We start from the raw sequence: 19,285 nt of genomic DNA on the forward strand, positions 1-19,285 counted from the left end.
TATGAGATCATTTTTAACATATGCATTTCTGATCGTTTTTTTCATTGGATTAGGTGTAAAAGTTTCAAACGGAGAAGCGCTTTCAGAGAATGACAGAGGCTATATAGTGGAGGTGGGACAGATTGCACCGGATTTTATGCTTCATCTTACGAACGGTGACAGTGTCAGCCTTGGATCTTTGAGAGGAAAAGTGGTAATGTTGCAGTTTACTGCAAGCTGGTGTAGTGTTTGCCGTAAAGAGATGCCCTTTATAGAAAGCGAAATATGGCAGAAATACAAGGATAGGAACGATTTCTTTCTTGCCGGTATTGACAGGGATGAACCTCTTGATAAAGTAAAGAATTTTGCTGAAACGGTAGGGATTACGTATCCCCTGGCACTTGATCCGGGAGCTGATATTTTTGCAAAGTTTGCTCTGAAAGAAGCAGGGGTTACGCGGAATGTCATCATTGACAGAACCGGAAAAATCGTATATCTTACCCGGCTCTTTAACCGTGATGAGTTTGATTCTATGAAGAAAAAAATCGCCGAAATTCTGGATCAGGAATAATGAATGTAGTCATTATAAAATATAATGCCGGAAACATCAGGTCGGTTTATCATGCTTTGAGTCGTTTAGGTATTGAGGCACAAATTACTGCTGATCCTGAAACAATTAAAGCGGCAGATAAGGTTATATTTCCCGGAGTTGGCGAGGCAAGTACGACCATGAGTTATCTTAAAAAACAGGGCCTGGATAAGTTAATTAAAGGTTTAACGCAGCCTGTTCTTGGTATTTGTCTTGGCATGCAGCTAATGTGCAGCCATTCGGAGGAGAATGATGTGGATTGTCTGGGAATTTTTAAAAACCGGGTTAAATTATTCAGACCTGAACCGGGTATGGAAAATGTAACTAAAGTGCCTCATATGGGGTGGAACAGCCTTGATGTTGCTGAGAATGGGTTTATTCCGTTAGAAATAAATGGAGAATATGTTTATTTCGTCCATTCCTATTATGCAGAAATATCTGAAGAAACAGCAGCAAAAACCAATTATATTATTCCATTCAGTTCCGCTTTACAAAAGGATAATTTTTATGCTACTCAGTTTCATCCGGAAAAGAGCGGCCAGGTGGGAGAAAAAATACTGAAAGCATTTTTAGAGTTATAGAGATGATTGAAATAATTCCGGCAATAGATATTATAGAAGGGAGATGTGTCAGGCTAAGCCAGGGAGACTATAATCAGATGACAACCTACAGGGAAGATCCACTGGAGGTCGCAATGGAGTTTGAGGCCAATGGAATTAAACGCCTGCATCTGGTGGATCTGGATGGTGCAAAAGCAAAGCACATTGTCAACTGGCGTGTGCTGGAAAGGATAGCTAACAGAACGCGATTGGTTATTGATTTTGGTGGTGGTCTGAAAAGCAGCGATGATTTGAAAATTGCATTCAGCTCAGGTGCGGCAATGATAACCGGTGGAAGTATTGCAGTTAAGGATCCTGAAACTTTTCAGAACTGGGTGGATACCTATAGTGGTGAAAAAATTATTCTGGGAGCTGATGCCAAAGATAACAGGATTGCTGTAACCGGCTGGACAGAAGATACAGATATGGAGATCGGTTCGTTTATTAAGCAGTATGTCGAGCAGGGAATCAGTAAAGTTATATCGACTGATATAAGTAGAGATGGCATGCTGACTGGTCCTTCAACAGAGTTATATAAAACGTTGCTTCAAGAAATTCCCGGATTGTACCTGATTGCGAGTGGTGGTGTAAGTTCTTTTAATGATATCACTGAACTTGAAGCGAATGGTGTTCCTGCTGTAATTACTGGAAAGGCGATATATGAGGGGAGAATATCTCTGAAAGATATTAACCGTTACATTTTAAATGCTTGATTATGCTTGCAAAACGTATCATACCATGCCTTGATATTAAAGATGGACAAACGGTTAAGGGGATTAATTTTGTAGGCATCAAGGCTGTTGGGGATCCTGTTGAACTGGGTGCATTATATGCTCAACAGGGTGCGGATGAATTGGTTTTTCTGGACATAACTGCAACGCACGAAGGTCGTAAAACCTTTGTTGATCTTGTAGGCCGCATTGCACATCATATTAACATCCCGTTCACGGTTGGTGGAGGTATAAGTGAATTGAGTGATGCTGAGGCTCTACTTAATGCCGGTGCCGATAAAATTTCCATAAATTCATCTGCCGTCAGAAATCCTCAGCTCATCAGTGATATGGCCAGAAATTTCGGCAGTCAGTTTGTTGTATGTGCCATAGATGCAAGGGAAGAAAACAATCATTGGACTGTAACTGTTAATGGGGGTAGAATTCCTACTGAAAAGGAGCTCTTCTCATGGGCAAAGGAGGCAGAATCAAGAGGTGCAGGAGAGATCCTGTTTACAAGTATGAATCATGATGGCACCAAAAACGGTTTTGCTAATGATGCGCTAAGAAAGTTATCGGAGAATTTATCCATACCTGTTATCGCTTCAGGTGGCGCAGGTACGATGGATCATTTTGTAGACACCTTTACTAAAGGGAAAGCGGATGCCGGATTAGCGGCCAGTATTTTTCATTATAAAGAGATTGCAATTGGAGATTTAAAACAGTATTTGCATCAAAAAGGAATACCAGTAAGAATATAAATTAACATTATAGATATGAAACTTGATTTTGCAAAAGGCGATGGTCTCATTCCTGCAGTTATTCAGGATTCAAAAACCAACAAAGTACTGATGCTTGGTTATATGAATGAAGAGGCTTATAAAAAGACAGTAGACGATAAACTGGTCACTTTTTACAGCCGTTCAAAGAAAAGGTTATGGACTAAAGGTGAGGAAAGTGGTAATTTCCTTAAGGTGGTTGACATTTTATCAGATTGTGATAATGATACCTTGCTGATCAAGGTAAAACCCAAAGGTCCTGTTTGTCATACCGGAGCTGATACCTGCTGGGATGAAAAGAACAGCGAGGATATTATGTTCATTAAGCAGCTTCAGGATTTTATTGAAAAGAGAAGGGAAAAAATGCCTGAAGGTTCCTATACCACAAAACTATTTAATCGTGGGATCAATAAAATAACCCAGAAAATTGGCGAAGAAGCTGCAGAAGTAATTATTGATGCCCTGAACGGAACAGATGAAGGCATGATTATGGAGGCAGCCGATCTGATGTATCACCTGATTGTAATGTTGACTTACAAAGGATACAGAATCGAGGATGTATCGAAAGAGCTTAGAAAGAGACATAAAAAATAAGACAAAAAAAAATCCGGTTTTTAAACCGGATTTTTTTATTCCATTATACTATCTTTTACTCTGGTTTTTCAACTTTAAGTACTTCCGTAATTATGGATTCCAGATCGGCCTGAGGTCTGTATCCCATCACAGCCTGAGGTTGTCCTTCTTTAGGAACAAAAACAATAGTCGGAAGGCTCTGAATACCAAATGCACCTGCTACCTCGCGGTTTTCATCCGTATTTATTTTGTAAATCTGAACCTCGCCTTTATATTCTTTCTGAATGGCTTCAAGGTGCGGTGCCAGCATTTTACAAGGTCTGCACCAGTCTGCATAAAAATCTAATATTGCAGGCTTATCACCTTTATAATTCCATTCTTTACTGTTAACGTAATCAAAAACCTGATCCCTGAATGTTTCAGATGTCAGATGTATCACACCTGCATTTTCCTCCTCAACGGGCTGCGCGTCCATTACCACACTCTTCTCTTCGGTTACATTTTCACCTTTTGCTTTACTTGAGCAATAAGAGAAGTTTATCAAAACGAAACCTGAAACTAACATTAAAGTCAGGCTTTTAATACTCTTTTTCATATCTGTTGCTTTGTTCCTGTATTTGGTTACTTTACATTAAATACGTCCTCAAATGCTCTTTTAAAAGTATCCTTTGGAAGTGCACCCATTGCCATCTGCGGTTGTCCGTCTACCGGTACAAACAATATGGACGGGATGCTCTGTATTCCGAATATTGAAGATACTTCTCTCTGAGCTTCAGTGTCTACCTTATAAATATCAATCTTGCCTGCATATTCATCGGCCAGTTCTTCCAGGATAGGAGCTACCATCTTACATGGTCCACACCAATCTGCATAGAAGTCTATTACTGCAGGTTTTTCACCTTCAAATTTCCAATCTTTATTATCTACCCAGTTGAAAACCTTGGTTTTAAATGTCTCGTCTGTTAAATGCTCAATCATCGTAAAAATTTTTTAAATTAATATATAAAAATCTATATATCAAAATATGTGCCAGAAAAAAATAGCTGACAACCATATTAAAAAATATCTTTTAATTTTGTCAGCTTTTAAGTTGAAACAATATCATCAGTTTCATTGTTCATGGATTAACAAATGATAAGATATCTCAAACATAAGGTTTTTCAGGTAATTTCGGACATTTCCGAGCAGGAAAAGGTGCAGTGTTATGTCATTGGTGGTTATGTGCGTGACATAATTTTAGAACGGCCATCCAAGGATATTGATGTTGTGGTGCTGGGAGATGGAATTAAAATAGCTGAACGATGTGCAGGTCAATTAGGACAAAATGTCAGTGTGCACGTTTTTAAGAATTTTGGTACTGCACAGATTAAACTCAAAGGTGTTGAAATTGAGTTTGTCGGAGCCCGAAAGGAATCCTATAACAGAAACAGCAGAAAACCCATTGTGGAGAGTGGTACATTGGAAGATGACCAGAACAGAAGAGATTTCACAATTAATGCGATGGCAATTTCTCTGAACAAAGCTTCATTTGGTGAATTGGTGGATCCGTTCAACGGTCTAGATGATATCAGGGATAAGCGCATTGTGACGCCTCTGGATCCGGACATTACCTTTTCGGATGATCCCTTGCGTATGATGCGGGCTATCCGCTTTGCCAGCCAGCTTGATTTTACTATTGATCCTGAAACCTTTAAAGCAATACAGAAAAACCGGGAACGGATAACTATTGTGTCCAAAGAAAGAATTGTAGATGAGTTAAATAAAATTGTGTTGTCTCCTAAGCCTTCGGTTGGTTTTATTTTGCTGGAAAAGTCTGGTTTATTACAAGTAATTTTCCCTGAATTATCGGGTATGAAAGGGGTGGAGACGAAGTCAGGTGTGGCACACAAGGATAATTTTTATCATACGCTTAAGGTTCTTGACAATCTGTCTCAGGTTACCGGTGATTTATGGTTAAGATGGGCAGCCATCCTGCATGATATTGGGAAACCAAAAACAAAACGCTTCGACGATAATCTGGGCTGGACCTTTCACAACCATAATTTTATTGGTTCAAAAATGATACCGGGTATTTTCAGGCGCATGAAACTGCCACTGAACGAAAAAATGAAATTTGTTCAAAAGATGGTGAACCTTCATATGCGACCGATTGTGCTGGCTGAAGATACGGTGTCAGATTCTGCGGTTCGTCGCCTGTTGTTTGAAGCCGGAGATGATATTGATAAGCTGATGAATTTATGTGAAGCGGATATTACCTCGAAGAATGAGGATAAGGTAAAGCAGTATCTGAATAATTTTAGGATGGTGAGGGAAAAGCTTGAAGAAATTGAAGCCAAAGACCGGATTCGAAATTTTCAACCTCCTGTAACAGGTGAAGAAATTATGGAAACATTTGACCTTAAACCCTGCAGGGAGGTTGGAGATATTAAGTCCGCAATTAAAGATGCTATTCTGGATGGAATTATACCGAATGAGCATGATGAAGCCCGAAAATATATGCTGAATATTGCCAGAGAGATGGGCCTTGAGCCCATCCGTTAGTTTTTAAAGCTGATCAACAAGTCCCTTGATAATGGCTGTCATTTTAGGTTCTGCCGCTGCCGCTACCTGCTGAACTTCTTCATGCGATACCTCTACAATTTCTCCTGGTACCCCGCTGTCTGTTATAATGGAGATGGCAAAACAGCGGAGATTCATATGTCGTGCCACAATAATTTCCGGTACAGTAGACATGCCAACAGCATCAGCTCCCATCATTCTGAAATATTTGTATTCTGATGGAGTTTCGAAAGTAGGTCCTGATGTACCTACATAAACTCCCTTTTTTAAGTCAGTGCCGTTTTCTTGAGCAATACGGAACGCAGCATCGATGAGTTGCGGATCATACACCTGGCTCATATCCGGAAAGCGGGTGCCCAGCTCATTAAAGTTTTTACCACGTAAAGGATGTTCGGGGAAATGGTTTATATGATCGTTCAGTACCATAATGTCACCGACCTTAAATCCAGGGTTGAGGCCACCGGAAGCATTTGACACCATCAGCGTTTTAACACCGATGAATTTGAATACCCTGACCGGAAATGTGACTTCTTTCATGTCATAGCCTTCGTAATAATGAAAGCGCCCCTGCATTGCCAGAACTGTTTTATCATTGATTTTTCCCTTGATCAGTCTTCCTTCATGCCCTTCAACCGTTGAAACCGGGAAGTTTGGTATTTTATCGTAACCGATGGTCTTTTCAATTTCTATCTCGTTCACAAGCCCGCCTAGTCCGGTGCCAAGAATAATTGCTACTTCAGAAACAAACTCTTCTCTTTTAAGAAACTCAGCGGTTTCTTTTATTTTGGTTAACATAATCTATTATAGTTTTATCAAATTCTTTTTTCCCGTTATACAGGAATTCTACTCTTACGGGGATATAGTACATAAATGACTTGATCTCTTTAGGGATCAGCGTTTCCACCTCAAAAAGTCTCATGGCATCTTTTTCTGTTGTAATAATAACCTTATCCTTATTGCCAATCTGTAAATATCTTTTTTTTATCAGTTCAAAGTCTTTTTTTGTGAACTGATGGTGATCCGGAAACTGAAGCAGTTCAGATTCTTTTACAATACTGTCAATATGTGCTTTAAAAATTTCCGGTTGCGCAATGCCGGTCACTACCAATGCCGTAGAGGTCTCGTTTATACTTTCAAATAATCTGGTATGATCGAAAACAGACTGGGGTTCATTGTGCTTCAGTGTGGTAAAATACAGGCTTTGATGGGCTACTGTTTTAAACCGTTTAATCAGAATGCGTAAATCAATGGGTTTTAAATTCTCCGGACATTTGGTTACAATAATAATATTTGCCCTCTGTTTACTTTTTTCAGGCTCTCTCAGATTACCTGCGGGAAGCATGCGGTCTTCATCAATCGGATTATTGTAATCTATCAGTAATATGGAAAGTCCGGGAATGACATAACGGTGCTGATATGCATCATCCAGAAGAATAGCATCAATTGGTTTTTGGTCCTGTTCGCTGTTCTTCAGTAACGTTTGAATTCCATTTATGCGTTTGGCATCTACTGCTACAGTAATTTTTGGAAATTTGCGTTTAATCTGCAACGGTTCGTCGCCAATATCCCTTACTGTTGAACCGGTTGAACCTAAAACAAAACCTTTGCTTTTGCGCTTATATCCCCGGCTTAAAACTGCAAGGCTGAACTTTTTATGCAGCAGTTGTATGAGGTATTCGGTATGTGGTGTTTTTCCTGTTCCTCCAACTGTGATATTGCCAACGCTTATTACAGGAATGTCAAATTTCTCTGCCTTGATAAAACCCCAGTCGAACAAAAGGTTACGCGATGTAACAATTATTCTGTAAAGAAGGGAAAAAGGCGAGAGGATCAGCGCAAATTTCTTCCTGTCGGGCATAAATCCGATTACTTATTGAATGTTCAATTCATAAGGCATTCTGGCCTGAAGACCTGAAAGTCCCTTATAGTGAATCAGCTTTTTATAAATCTCGTAGTTTTCACCCATTCGCATCTCCAGCATGCTGGTTTTAACTTCTGCTGAAAGGTCGTCTATAAGCTGCTGGAAAAAATCTTTCTGTTCCGGAAGTTCCATTAAGCGGTATTCCTTCAGGCCGGCCATTTCAGCTGCAAGCGCTATGGCATCATCTATTCCTCCGAACTTATCAATTAAGTCGATCTTTTTTGCATCTTCTCCGCTCCATACACGGCCTTGTCCTATTTCATTGATCTCTTCAGGCGTTTTGTTGCGTCCATCAGCACAACGGGTTAGAAATGTATTATAGCCTCTTTCCACCCATGCCTGTAGCATATTCTTCTCACTCTGAGTCATTGGCCTGACAACACTCATCAGGTCAGCATACTCGTTGGTTTTTACGCCATCGAATGTAACACCTATTTTGTCTGTAAGCCCTTTAAAATTTGGGATCATGCCAAAAATGCCAATTGAGCCTGTTATGGTTGATGGACGTGCCATGATGGTATGCGCATTACAGGATATATAGTAACCGCCGGATGCAGCCACATCTCCCATGGATACAATCAGTGGTTTGCCTTCTTTGGCTAATTCCAGCTCGCGCCATATCTGTTCTGAACCATAGGCAGAGCCTCCGGGTGAATTAACCCGTAGAACAATGGCTTTTACAGTCGTGTCTGTTCTGGCATCACGGATTGAAGCAGCAAGTTCACCGGATTTGATGCCATCGTTTGAACCATCATCAATACCGCCGGATGCATATATAAATGCAATTTTGTTTCTCGAGTATTTCCGGTCAGTCTTAACATTTGCTTTTGTGTATTTCTGCAGGGAGATAAAGTTGGGTTCAGCAGATTCTTTTCTGTCACACGAATCATTTAATTCTGCAAGTATCTGGTCTGCATATTTAAGATCATCTATGAGACCGGCTGTTACAGCCACTTCCTGATTGGAAAGCATAAGCCCCTGTTGTGCAAAATCTTCCAGGACTTTGTCCGTTATATTTCTGTCTTTTGCCAGACGGTCTTTATATGTACCCCATAGAGAATTTATCAGTACCTCACTCTGTTCCTTACTGTATTGACTCATCTGGTCATTTATAAATGGTTCAATAGCAGATTTGTATTTTCCTACCTTGAAAATATTGGCTTCAATGCCAAGCTTATCCATTGCTTTTTTGAAGAAGGTATAATTTGCTGATAAGCCTCTGATTTCAAGCATGCCCTGTGGATTCATATACACTTTGTCTGCAGATGCTGCCAGGTAGTATCCCAGCTGAGAATAATTACCGGAATAGGCAATAACAAACTTACCTGTGGTTTTGAAATCCTCAATATAATCCTTGATTTCCTCCACTGTTGATATACCACAGGAAAACAGACCGGGATTGAGGTAAATGCCTTTAATGTTAGGATCAAATTTAGCCTTGTAAATGGAAGAACGGATTTCATTAAGACCCATCATCCTTATTTCATCCTGATTGGAAAACAGCAGGTCTTCCAGTGGATTGTCTGCTTTGCGTTCTACAATCTGACCCTGAACCTTGAGGTTGAGTACACTGTTTGGTTTAACCTGAACTTCTTTTTCACCCATTGCTGCAATTCCTCCTATAACGAGAACTGAGATGAAAAAACCAATTACAGAGAAAAGGAAAAGCGCTGTGAAAGTTGCTAATACGTATTTAAAAAAGTCTTTCATACCTATGAATTTTGGATATTACCGGGGTTGAATAGTTGTTTAGAACAAAAATAAACTTTTTAAGCGTATTTACATGTCTTTGGATGTAAAAGTATTGCAATTGCACATTTTGATGCTGACTGTGCAATTTATGATAAATTTCATTAAAGTTGTCACTTTAAATTAGTACATTCGCTATCTCAAATTTTTTTTCCAGAACTATGGCAAAATTGGATTGGTCGAATTTAAATTTTGGTTATATAAAAACCGATTATAACGTACGTTGCTACTACAGGGATGATGCATGGGGAGAGCTTGAAGTGCACGATTCTGATAAAATAGAATTGCACATGGCAGCCACCTGTTTGCATTACGGACAGGAAGCTTTTGAAGGGCTGAAAGCCTTTATGGGTGAAGACGGGAAAATTCGTATTTTCCGGATGGATGAAAACGCCAAAAGAATGCAAAGCTCAGCTGATGGAATACTGATGGCAAAAGTTCCATCAGAATTATTTCAGAAAGCTGTGATTAAAGCTGTTGAATTAAACAGGGATTATGTTCCTCCGTATGGTTCCGGAGCTGCACTGTATATTCGGCCTTTGTTGATTGGTACCGGTGCACAGGTGGGTGTTAAGCCTGCCAGCGAATATTTATTTATGGTATTTGTAACACCTGTTGGGCCGTATTTTAAAGAAGGTTTTAAACCAACACCTGTGGTAATTATGCGTGAGTTTGATCGTGCAGCACCTCAGGGAACCGGGAATTTAAAAGTGGGTGGTAACTATGCTGCAGGAATGCGCTCAGGTATTAAGGCACACAGTGAAGGTTACAGTGCTGTGCTTTATCTCGATTCCAAGGAGAAAAAATATATTGATGAATGTGGACCGGCTAATTTCTTTGGAATTAAGAACAACCAGTATATTACTCCGGAATCAAAATCCATTTTGCCATCCATAACCAACAAGAGTCTGAAGGTTATTGCTGAAGACATGGGATTGGAAGTTATCAGTCGCAGAGTGCCTTATGAGGAGCTTGAAACATTTAACGAGGTTGGCATGTGTGGAACGGCTGCAGTAATCAGCCCGATTGCCAGAATTGATGATGCTGATCTGAATACATCAATTATTTATTCAAAAGACGGGAAACCGGGGCCTGTTTCTGAAATGCTTTACAGAAAACTCAGAGATATCCAGAATGGTTTGGAAAAGGATAAATATGGTTGGATAACTGTAGTGGAATAAAAGGGAGATCGAAGATCATTATAAAAAAAGAGGGTTTTGTTCAAAACCCTCTTTTCTTTTTTATATCAGCAATGATTATTTTGATTGTTGTTTAATCAGATTGAGAGCAGAACCTGCTTTAAACCAGGTTATTTGTTGTGCATTGTACGTGTGGTTTGCTTTAATAACATCCTTTGTGTCATCATCGTGAATCACTTCAATTGTTAATGGTTTATCCGGTGCAAAATCTTTAAGATCAATAAAATTGAACTCGTCATTTTCACGGATCTTATCGTAATCAGCTTCATTCTCGAAAGTTATCCCGAGCATACCTTGTTTTTTCAGGTTTGTTTCGTGAATACGGGCAAAGGATTTTACAAGAACCACTCTAACGCCCAGATGACGCGGTTCCATTGCAGCATGTTCACGGGATGAACCTTCCCCGTAATTGTGATCACCAACTACAACGGTAGGAATACCCTTTTCTTTATACGCTCTTTGTGTTGCCGGTACCTCACCATATTCTCCGGTTAACTGGTTCTTGACTTTGTTGGTTGCACCATTAAAAGCATTTACAGCCCCAATAAGCATGTTATTGGATATGTTATCGAGGTGACCACGATAACGCAACCATGGACCTGCCATAGAAATATGATCTGTTGTACATTTCCCCTGAACTTTTATCAATAGTTTAGCTCCCATGAGGTTTTCCCCGTTCCAGGGATCAAATGGTGTTAGCAGCTGCAAACGTTCTGAATCCGGTTTTACCACTACTTCAACATTGCCGCCATCCTTAGCCGGAGCCTGGTAACCTGCATCTTCCACATCGAATCCCTTTGGAGGAAGTTCCCATCCGTGAGGTGGATCAAATTTTACCTGCTCGCCTTTATCGTTGGTGAGTGTATCAGTGATAGGATTGAATGTAAGATCCCCCGCAATGGCTACCGCCGCAACAATCTCGGGAGATGATACAAAGGCATGCGTATTGGGATTTCCATCAGCACGCTTGGAGAAGTTACGGTTAAAAGAGTGTATGATTGAGTTTTTCTTTCCTTCTTCAGCACCTGTTCTTGCCCATTGTCCTATACATGGTCCGCAGGCGTTGGTAAATATTTTGGTGCCCAGCTTTTTAAATATGTCAATGTAACCATCCCGTTCTACTGTATAACGAACCTGCTCTGATCCCGGGTTGATTCCGAATTCTGCTTTGGGCACCAACCCTTTATCCACAGCCTGTTGTGCTATGGATGCGGCTCTTGATATATCTTCGTATGATGAATTGGTGCAGGATCCGATTAGGCCCCATTCAATTTTTTGAGGCCAGTCGTTTTCCTTAACAACCTCTTTCATTTTAGATACCGGAGTTGCTTTGTCCGGAGTGAATGGTCCGTTTAAATGTGGTTCAAGTTCCGAAAGATTTATTTCAATCAGTTCATCAAAGTATTTATCAGGATCAGCATATACCTCTGCATCGCCGGTTAAATGTTCTGCAACTTTGTCTGCAAGTTCAACGACTTCCTCTCTTCCGGTCGCTTTAAGATATCGTCTCATGGAATCATCATAGCCAAACGTTGAAGTGGTAGCGCCAATTTCAGCACCCATGTTACAAATAGTTCCTTTACCGGTACATGAAAGGGACTGCGCACCTTCTCCAAAGTACTCTACGATGCATCCGGTTCCGCCTTTAACGGTTAAGATGCCGGCTACTTTAAGGATAATGTCTTTGGGAGCTGTCCATCCGTTTAATTTGCCTGTCAATTTTACGCCGATCAGTTTTGGAAATTTCAGTTCCCATGGCATGCCAGCCATTACGTCTACCGCATCTGCTCCACCAACACCTATTGCTACCATACCCAGGCCTCCGGCATTCACGGTGTGTGAATCGGTACCAATCATCATTCCGCCCGGGAATGCATAGTTTTCCAGCACTACCTGGTGGATAATTCCGGCTCCGGGTTTCCAGAATCCGATACCGTATTTATTTGATACTGACGAGAGAAAATTAAATACTTCATTGTTTTTATTCAATGCCTCCTGAAGATCTTTATCTGCACCTAATCTGGCTTGAATAAGATGGTCTGCATGAACAGTGGAAGGAACCGCAGCTCTTTTTTTTCCGGCCTGCATAAACTGAAGCAAAGCCATCTGGGCTGTGGCATCCTGCATTGCTACTCTGTCGGGTGCAAAATCCACATAGGACTTTCCACGCTCAAAAGCCGTATCTGTTTTACCGTCCCACAGGTGAGCATAAAGTATTTTCTCTGCAAGCGTCAGGGGTTTGCCAACCGCCTTTCTTGCAGCTTCAATTTTTTCAGGAAATCCGGCATAAACCTTCCTGATCATATCAATATCAAAAACCATAATTAAAAATTTTGTTTTAACGTAAGTATTGCAAAGGTAAAATTAAAAACTTTTGTTTAATGACCTCATTTTTCAAGGTCTATCTGATATAACAAATCAAACCTAAAAGCGTTTAATGCCAATGCAAACAGATACAAAAAAACCTGATCGGTTATGATCAGGTTTTTTAAACGTATTGTAAATCAGGATTACTTTACGGTTGCCATGTGCTGGATCAGCTCAACAACTTTTGTAGAATAACCCATTTCATTGTCATACCATGATACAACTTTAACGAAATTATCGTTCAGGCTGATACCTGCGCCTGCATCAAAAACTGAAGTGCATGATTCACCAACAAAGTCGTTTGATACAACGGCATCTTCAGTGTATCCAAGAATGCCTTTCATTGCACCTTGTGATGCTTCTTTCATTGCAGCACAGATTTCTTCGTAAGTTGCACCTTTTTCCAGACGACATGTTAAGTCAACAACTGATACGTCAGGAGTCGGTACACGAAAAGCCATACCTGTGAGTTTGCCGTTCAACTGAGGAATTACTTTACCTACAGCTTTAGCAGCACCAGTAGACGAAGGAATGATATTCTGGCCGGCACCACGTCCACCTCTCCAGTCTTTCATAGAAGGACCGTCAACAGTTTTCTGAGTTGCAGTGGTAGCATGAACTGTAGTCATAAGACCTTCAACGATACCAAATTTATCATTCAGTACTTTCGCGATAGGAGCTAAACAGTTTGTAGTACAGGACGCATTTGAAACGATGTCCTGACCTGCATAAGTGTCGTTATTTACACCCATTACAAACATTGGGGTAGCGTCTTTGGATGGAGCCGATAATACTACTCTTTTTGCACCGGCAGTGATGTGTGCACGAGCTTTTTCGTCAGTAAGGAAAAGACCGGTTGATTCTACTACGTATTCTGCACCAACTGCGTCCCATTTTAAGTCTGCAGGATTACGTTCAGCAGTTACGCGGATTGTTTTTCCGTTTACTACAAGGTTTCCGTCAACAACTTCAACAGTACCTTTAAAACGGCCGTGCGTTGAATCATATTTCAACATATAAGCCATGTAGTCAACATCAATAAGGTCGTTGATACCTACAACTTCAACACCTTCAGTAGCAACAGCTACACGGAAAACGAATCGACCGATACGTCCGAATCCATTAATACCAATTTTAATCATTGCTTTAATATTTATATAGTTCGTATTTTTTTCCGGCGCAAAATTATAATTTACAGTCCATAATATCAAATAATTGTTAGACTGTAATCTAAAAAAAGAGTTAAATTATATGTGGATATTATTCGGCTAACTCTGTTGGTAAGATTTCGCTGTATGCTTTTGGACAAGTCTCGGTAGTTTTACAGGAAGAAAGTATGAAAACCAAAACAACCGCAGCAAAAACCAATATTTTTTTCATAATCGTTTTTTTATACTTTTACATTCAAATATACAAGAGGCACAAATATATTAAAAATTAACTGTTTTCATAATTTTTAAGAACATATATAGAATTTTGAATGTTATTGTGAAAATAATTTGCATTTACAGTTGTAATTGTTAATATTTTGTTAACTTTGTGAGATTGACAAAAAGTATCATCATATGAGACATCTTGGGATAATTTTGGGCATGGTGGTTGCAATGCTAATGGGTAATACTGCTAAGGCAACGGTAATAAATGTGGCACTAGGTACTGATGTTGATATACAAAATGCAATTAATGGTGCCACAAGTGGTGATACAATTCAATTAGCTAGCGGAACTTATAATTTTAGTAGTTATGTGTATTTTTTCGGATTGGACTTATCCGTTATTGGAAATGGATCTTCAAATACAATTTTAGATTGCAATAATGCTACTTATGCATTTTACATTGATTTTTTTGAAGCAGTATCCATAGAGTCTTTAAGTATTGTAGACGGAGAAGGTTTAGCTTCTGATCCATGGGGTTTCAAAACTACTACAGATGGGGGAGGTATATATGCTTTTGCCCCTTCTTTTCTTACACTAAAAGATGTTGTATTCCTTAATTGTAATTCAAGTGCTAATGGAGGAGGGCTATATGCAACCTCAGGAAATATAACACTGGATAGGGTTTATTTTGATTCCAATTCAGCTGCAGGTAATGGTGGTGGATTTTGTTTTATGAATGATGCTATAGGTACAGGTATTGCATGCAGTGTAACGAAGACCAGTTTTGATTCAAATTCTTCAGGAGGATATGGAGCTGCACTTTTCTATGATGCGTATTACGGAGGAAGTGTTAATCTTAATATTATTAACAGTACAATAGGCAATCAAAGCACAGGGAATAGTGCAGTGTATTTAACAGGAACAGGTAGTACCAGCACGATATCATTAAGAAATAATACAATAGCCTATAATAGTTCTGGTGGGATTAACATAGACTATACCATGTTCAATATGTCATTTTATAATAACTTAATAATTGATAACTCTTCTTTTGACATTACCTCATCTGCTGCCGTCTCGATAGGTGGTGACAGAAATATGTTTGAGAACCTAACAGGGGGTGTTTCTTTTGGTAATAGTGATAATTACTACGAAGCATATCCAAACGCCATTGTTGAATCAACTTTTGCTTATAATAATGGAGGTATAGTTCCTACCTTAAATTTAACGGATTACGGAATTAAAGTTGCAGCTGGCAGAGCAAAAAACTATGTTCCAACACAGGATCAGAACGGTATAATAAGGAGAAGCCGTTCAGAATTGGGTGCAATTGAAACGAATGTCAGTATTAATGTTTGGACAGGTGCATCAGGAACTGCCTGGAATAATGCTGCAAACTGGACAGGAGTAAATGCCCCGGCTGCAACAGATGTATATGCCATTATTGATAATTGTATAGGTTCCAATTATCCAATCAGTACTTCAACAATTTTTGTACCTGGACTGAAAATTATAGTAGGCAACTACGGCGCATTTAAGAATACTGCTGGTATGAGAGGCGTAAGTATATTTTTAATGAGTAACTCAACAGGAACCGGACAGTTTATAAATACAGGTACGATAATAATGTCATCTTTTGAGATTGAACAATACCTATTTGGTAATCAATGGAATTTTCTCGGAATTCCTGTTGGTTCTATTGATGTATCTACAATTATACCTGGGGCAACTTTGGGTACTGCGACATGGAGTGGTTCTGCCTATACATATTCCGGTGGTGACTATTGGGTATTCTATCATGATCAGGCAGAAAGGGCTGCTAATGGCCATTCAGATTTGGTTTGGAAACCCGTAAATTCAGGAAGCCTTATTGGAGGAACCGGATACATTGTCTGGTGTGATGTGCCACAAAAGGCTATTTTTACAGGAGCAATTGTTAGTAATAATTTTACACATAATTTAGCTTATTCTACGGTAGGGGATCTAAGTGACAGGGGGTGGAACCTTATATCTAATCCGTATCTGGCTCCGTTTTCCTGGGTTGGAACAGATGTGACTTATGTTGATCAGGCTTCATATTTTTACAGTAATGCATTTCAGAATTATTTTGTAATACCCAGTGATCCAATTGACGGTACTACGGAAAAGATTCCGCAGGTACAGGGATTTTTCGCTAAAGCAAATACAACTGGCGGTTCACTTGAGATGTTAAGTTCTTTGGTTTCAATTGATAAGGATGTAACGTTTAAGACTTCCGCCTTATCTGAAAAACATTATCTGAGAACCACAATTTTCAGAGATGGAGAGAAATACTATGATAAAACCTACATTCGTCATAAAGACGATGCCGGATTAATGTATGAAGGTAAATATGACGCATATAAATTAAAAAACCTTTCTAATGTATCACCGCAGATTTATACTGAGGAAGGGAATACAAGTTTGTCAATCAACAGCTTTTCGTATTATGATTATCCGAATCAGGAAGTTCCTCTGATGATATCAGTGCCGGAAGCGGATACCTATAAGCTGGCGTTTAATATTGACAATTCTATGGGGGATTTTGAATATGTGCTGGAGGATAAGCAGGATGGTTCTTTTTACAATTTGAACGATGGTGATACAATAAACATCGAGTTGAATAAGTTAGTAGAGAAAAGCAGACTGATTGTGCATGTGGTTGGAAATTCAACTGCAGTTGGAGAAGTGCAAAAAGATGAGGTGTTGATATATGCCAACAATGGAAACCTGTATATTAATACTTCTGACCGTTATGCGGTTGGAAACGTAAGAATGTATGATCTTGCAGGGAAAATATTACTGGATGAATCGATTACTGATAATAACACGATTATCAGAGTAAGTGATCTTCCCTCTCAGTTTGTCATTGTTAATTATGAGAGTATGGATAAACGCTTTACTAAACGATTGAATTTAAGATAAATCTAAGATGAAGCTAATGGTAAATTATTTTTTTGTTAAATTAAATTATTCTACTTTTGGCGAAGATTTAAAAGGATCGAATCAAGGTTATTGCTTTGTGTGAATGAAAGTTTGGATGAGAAAAATACTAATGTTGCTGATTCTGATTCCGTTTTTCGGGATAGCTAAAGCAGCTGATCTGCCTGATAAAGGTAAAAAACCACCAACGACGATATATGGATCTCCGGGTCCTTTGCCACCCGGTCCGGGTGCACCTGTGGGCGGTGGACTTTTAGTCCTTTTGGGGCTGGCAACGGCATATGGCATAAAAAAATATAAAAGTACAAAACAGGACTAGTGCCTGTTTTTTTGTGGCATGAAGCCTAATGTTTATTTGGTCTAAATTGTTAAAAATTTAATTTTTTAATATTTTTATTTGGAGGAATAATAAATGTTCTTTTAATTTGCTCCTGATGAAAACACATACAGATTATATCATTTCTTCTTTTAACTGTTCTGCCCGGATGGATTGTATGTGTATGCGAATGCGCAGCTAATGCGCTGATTTATCTTTCAGAAGGAGGGTCCCTCTTTCTATTTCCATATGTTATCATTTTGTATTTTTATTTTGTATCTAACTTCAAATATTATAATAATCATGGCTAATTATCACTTTGAAACGTTACAGCTGCATGCTGGACATGAACCCGATGAAACAACAAATTCCCGGGCAGTACCCATTTATCAGACAAGTTCTTATGTCTTTAATAATTCAGAACACGGTGCAAACCTGTTTGCGCTGAAGGAATTCGGGAATATCTATACACGGATAATGAATCCAACCACTGATGTATTTGAAAAACGTATGGCAGCTTTGGAAGGTGGTGTTGCTGCAGTTGCTACCTCATCCGGACATGCTGCACAGTTTCTTGCCTTGAATAATATCTTACAGGCAGGAGACAACTTTGTAACATCGCCGTTTTTGTACGGAGGAACCCATAATCAGTTTAAAGTATCATTTAAACGTTTAGGGATAGAGGCAAGATTTGCAAAGGACGACACGGTTGAATCACTGGAAAAGCTGATCGACGATGAAACAAAGGCAATTTATGTGGAAAACCTTGGTAATCCGAATTTTAATGTTCCTGACTGGGAGAAAATAGGTGCTTTGGCCAAAAAGTATGACATTCCGCTGGTTGTAGATAATACGTTTGGAGCCGGAGGTTATCTTCTGCGGCCAATTGAATTTGGTGCAAATGTGGTTGTAGAGTCGGCAACAAAATGGATTGGTGGCCATGGAACATCAATTGGCGGCGTTGTCATTGATGCAGGAAATTATAACTGGGGAAACGGAAAATTTCCGCAGTTTTCGGAACCTTCAGAAGGGTATCATGGATTGGTGTTTAATGATGTATTCGGAGCAGACGGTCCGTTTGGAAATATAGCGTATGCCATTCGCTTGCGTGTGGAAGGTCTGCGGGATTTCGGTACTGCAATCAGCCCGTTTAATTCGTTTTTGCTGATCCAGGGACTTGAAACATTGTCTTTAAGACTGGAGAGAACTGTTCAGAATGCACTCGAAATAGCACAATGGCTGGAAAATCATCCTGCTGTTGAAGCTGTTAATTATCCCGGACTTAAAAGTAGTAAGTACCATGAGCTGGCGAAGAAATACCTGAAAAACGGTTTTGGTGGTGTTCTGACATTCCGTCTGAAGGCAGGCAAAGAGGCTGCATCAAAGTTTGTCGACAGCCTGGAACTTATCAGTCATCTTGCCAATGTTGGGGATGCTAAGACCCTGATTATTCATCCGGCATCCACGACCCATCAGCAGCTGAGTGACGAGGAACAGCTTAGTGCAGGGATCCTTCCGGACCAGTTACGTTTATCTGTAGGAATTGAACATATTGCAGATATTAAAGCAGATATTGAACAGGCCTTAGGTAAAATTTGAAAGAGTTCA

17 protein-coding genes are annotated in these 19,285 nt (G+C 39.6%); 10 read left to right on the forward strand and 7 right to left on the reverse strand.

The genetic code is table 11. The features are described 5' to 3' along the window. The first annotated feature begins 1 nt into the window (after window position 1). From ACE1EF_RS17600 to hisIE, 5 genes are read left to right on the forward strand one after another with little or no spacing between them, the layout of a single operon-like run. Entirely contained in the window at window positions 2-550 is a 549-nt protein-coding gene (locus tag ACE1EF_RS17600; protein ID WP_375722013.1) for a TlpA family protein disulfide reductase, read from the forward strand. Beyond that, window positions 550-1,149 (forward strand): imidazole glycerol phosphate synthase subunit HisH, encoded by a 600-nt coding sequence (gene hisH / locus ACE1EF_RS17605; protein ID WP_375722014.1) that lies wholly within the window; start codon window positions 550-552, stop codon window positions 1,147-1,149. Before ACE1EF_RS17600 ends, hisH begins: the two co-directional genes overlap by 1 nt. Before the next feature lie 2 nt (window positions 1,150-1,151). Next, window positions 1,152-1,880: a 1-(5-phosphoribosyl)-5-[(5-phosphoribosylamino)methylideneamino]imidazole-4-carboxamide isomerase gene (gene hisA, locus ACE1EF_RS17610; protein ID WP_375722015.1), complete on the forward strand. Its 729-nt coding sequence runs from the start codon at window positions 1,152-1,154 to the stop codon at window positions 1,878-1,880. A 2-nt stretch (window positions 1,881-1,882) separates the two neighbouring features. Beyond that, a complete protein-coding gene (hisF, locus tag ACE1EF_RS17615) occupies window positions 1,883-2,638 on the forward strand; it encodes an imidazole glycerol phosphate synthase subunit HisF (RefSeq protein WP_375722016.1) in 756 nt (251 codons plus the stop codon). 15 nt (window positions 2,639-2,653) lie between these two features. Further along, window positions 2,654-3,250, forward strand: a complete 597-nt coding sequence (gene hisIE, locus ACE1EF_RS17620; protein WP_375722017.1) for a bifunctional phosphoribosyl-AMP cyclohydrolase/phosphoribosyl-ATP diphosphatase HisIE — start codon at window positions 2,654-2,656, stop codon at window positions 3,248-3,250. 55 nt (window positions 3,251-3,305) lie between these two features. Here the strand turns inward: hisIE and trxA (ACE1EF_RS17625) are convergent, their stop codons facing one another. Together trxA (ACE1EF_RS17625) and trxA (ACE1EF_RS17630) are read right to left on the reverse strand one after the other, a co-directional pair. Continuing rightward, window positions 3,306-3,824 carry a thioredoxin gene (gene trxA / locus ACE1EF_RS17625; protein ID WP_375722018.1) on the reverse strand — a complete coding sequence of 173 codons (519 nt, stop codon included), beginning with the start codon at window positions 3,822-3,824 and terminating at the stop codon, window positions 3,306-3,308. 26 nt (window positions 3,825-3,850) lie between these two features. Next, the gene (gene trxA / locus ACE1EF_RS17630; protein WP_375722019.1) at window positions 3,851-4,207 is read right to left on the reverse strand and encodes a thioredoxin; all 357 of its coding nucleotides are present in this window, start codon (window positions 4,205-4,207) and stop codon (window positions 3,851-3,853) included. A 153-nt stretch (window positions 4,208-4,360) separates the two neighbouring features. Between trxA (ACE1EF_RS17630) and ACE1EF_RS17635 the strand changes: the two genes are divergently transcribed. After that, on the forward strand, window positions 4,361-5,770 hold the full coding sequence (locus tag ACE1EF_RS17635; RefSeq protein WP_375722020.1) for a CCA tRNA nucleotidyltransferase: 1,410 nt from the start codon (window positions 4,361-4,363) through the stop codon (window positions 5,768-5,770). A gap of 3 nt (window positions 5,771-5,773) precedes the next feature. Here ACE1EF_RS17635 and ACE1EF_RS17640 read toward each other — a convergent pair whose 3' ends face one another. Genes ACE1EF_RS17640 through sppA form a run of 3 tightly spaced genes read right to left on the reverse strand, consistent with a single transcriptional unit; the run spans window position 5,774 to window position 9,419 of the window. Continuing rightward, entirely contained in the window at window positions 5,774-6,583 is an 810-nt protein-coding gene (locus tag ACE1EF_RS17640) for a purine-nucleoside phosphorylase (protein WP_375722021.1), read from the reverse strand. After that, the gene (gene lpxK, locus ACE1EF_RS17645) at window positions 6,555-7,646 is read right to left on the reverse strand and encodes a tetraacyldisaccharide 4'-kinase (protein ID WP_375722022.1); all 1,092 of its coding nucleotides are present in this window, start codon (window positions 7,644-7,646) and stop codon (window positions 6,555-6,557) included. The genes ACE1EF_RS17640 and lpxK overlap by 29 nt, the downstream gene beginning before the upstream one ends. 12 nt (window positions 7,647-7,658) lie before the next feature. Beyond that, window positions 7,659-9,419, reverse strand: a complete 1,761-nt coding sequence (gene sppA / locus ACE1EF_RS17650) for a signal peptide peptidase SppA (RefSeq protein WP_375722023.1) — start codon at window positions 9,417-9,419, stop codon at window positions 7,659-7,661. Between the two features lie 200 nt (window positions 9,420-9,619). Here sppA and ACE1EF_RS17655 point away from each other — a divergent pair, with 200 nt between their 5' ends. Then, on the forward strand, window positions 9,620-10,639 hold the full coding sequence (locus ACE1EF_RS17655; protein WP_375722024.1) for a branched-chain amino acid aminotransferase: 1,020 nt from the start codon (window positions 9,620-9,622) through the stop codon (window positions 10,637-10,639). Window positions 10,640-10,714: 75 nt separating this feature from the next. Here the strand turns inward: ACE1EF_RS17655 and ACE1EF_RS17660 are convergent, their stop codons facing one another. Further along, window positions 10,715-12,979 carry an aconitate hydratase gene (locus ACE1EF_RS17660; RefSeq protein WP_375722025.1) on the reverse strand — a complete coding sequence of 755 codons (2,265 nt, stop codon included), beginning with the start codon at window positions 12,977-12,979 and terminating at the stop codon, window positions 10,715-10,717. A gap of 188 nt (window positions 12,980-13,167) precedes the next feature. Beyond that, window positions 13,168-14,166: a type I glyceraldehyde-3-phosphate dehydrogenase gene (gap, locus tag ACE1EF_RS17665; protein ID WP_375722026.1), complete on the reverse strand. Its 999-nt coding sequence runs from the start codon at window positions 14,164-14,166 to the stop codon at window positions 13,168-13,170. Between the two features lie 423 nt (window positions 14,167-14,589). On the opposite strand from gap, the gene ACE1EF_RS17670 reads away from it, so the two are divergent. The 3 genes from ACE1EF_RS17670 (at window position 14,590) to ACE1EF_RS17680 (ending at window position 19,276) form a co-directional block, all read left to right on the forward strand. Continuing rightward, window positions 14,590-17,343, forward strand: coding sequence for a hypothetical protein (locus ACE1EF_RS17670; protein ID WP_375722027.1), 2,754 nt, complete (start codon window positions 14,590-14,592; stop codon window positions 17,341-17,343). Between the two features lie 115 nt (window positions 17,344-17,458). Next, window positions 17,459-17,680 (forward strand): hypothetical protein, encoded by a 222-nt coding sequence (locus tag ACE1EF_RS17675; protein WP_375722028.1) that lies wholly within the window; start codon window positions 17,459-17,461, stop codon window positions 17,678-17,680. 300 nt (window positions 17,681-17,980) lie between these two features. Next, window positions 17,981-19,276 carry an O-acetylhomoserine aminocarboxypropyltransferase/cysteine synthase family protein gene (locus ACE1EF_RS17680; protein ID WP_375722029.1) on the forward strand — a complete coding sequence of 432 codons (1,296 nt, stop codon included), beginning with the start codon at window positions 17,981-17,983 and terminating at the stop codon, window positions 19,274-19,276. Window positions 19,277-19,285: the final 9 nt, after the last annotated feature.

Source organism: Quyinboa sediminis, assembly GCF_042219855.1.
Taxonomy (GTDB): Bacteria; Bacteroidota; Bacteroidia; order Bacteroidales; family UBA5342; genus JBHJHP01.

Coding starts and splice junctions, on each gene's coding strand:
- ACE1EF_RS17655 (WP_375722024.1), top strand. CDS start 9,620: ATGGCAAAATTGGATTGGTCGAATTTAAATTTTGGTTATATAAAAACC.
- ACE1EF_RS17680 (WP_375722029.1), top strand. CDS start 17,981: ATGGCTAATTATCACTTTGAAACGTTACAGCTGCATGCTGGACATGAA.
- lpxK (WP_375722022.1), bottom strand. CDS start 7,646: ATGCCCGACAGGAAGAAATTTGCGCTGATCCTCTCGCCTTTTTCCCTT.
- ACE1EF_RS17640 (WP_375722021.1), bottom strand. CDS start 6,583: ATGTTAACCAAAATAAAAGAAACCGCTGAGTTTCTTAAAAGAGAAGAG.
- ACE1EF_RS17670 (WP_375722027.1), top strand. CDS start 14,590: ATGAGACATCTTGGGATAATTTTGGGCATGGTGGTTGCAATGCTAATG.
- hisH (WP_375722014.1), top strand. CDS start 550: ATGAATGTAGTCATTATAAAATATAATGCCGGAAACATCAGGTCGGTT.
- ACE1EF_RS17660 (WP_375722025.1), bottom strand. CDS start 12,979: ATGGTTTTTGATATTGATATGATCAGGAAGGTTTATGCCGGATTTCCT.
- gap (WP_375722026.1), bottom strand. CDS start 14,166: ATGATTAAAATTGGTATTAATGGATTCGGACGTATCGGTCGATTCGTT.
- hisIE (WP_375722017.1), top strand. CDS start 2,654: ATGAAACTTGATTTTGCAAAAGGCGATGGTCTCATTCCTGCAGTTATT.
- hisA (WP_375722015.1), top strand. CDS start 1,152: ATGATTGAAATAATTCCGGCAATAGATATTATAGAAGGGAGATGTGTC.
- ACE1EF_RS17635 (WP_375722020.1), top strand. CDS start 4,361: ATGATAAGATATCTCAAACATAAGGTTTTTCAGGTAATTTCGGACATT.
- sppA (WP_375722023.1), bottom strand. CDS start 9,419: ATGAAAGACTTTTTTAAATACGTATTAGCAACTTTCACAGCGCTTTTC.
- ACE1EF_RS17600 (WP_375722013.1), top strand. CDS start 2: ATGAGATCATTTTTAACATATGCATTTCTGATCGTTTTTTTCATTGGA.
- trxA (WP_375722018.1), bottom strand. CDS start 3,824: ATGAAAAAGAGTATTAAAAGCCTGACTTTAATGTTAGTTTCAGGTTTC.
- trxA (WP_375722019.1), bottom strand. CDS start 4,207: ATGATTGAGCATTTAACAGACGAGACATTTAAAACCAAGGTTTTCAAC.
- ACE1EF_RS17675 (WP_375722028.1), top strand. CDS start 17,459: ATGAGAAAAATACTAATGTTGCTGATTCTGATTCCGTTTTTCGGGATA.
- hisF (WP_375722016.1), top strand. CDS start 1,883: ATGCTTGCAAAACGTATCATACCATGCCTTGATATTAAAGATGGACAA.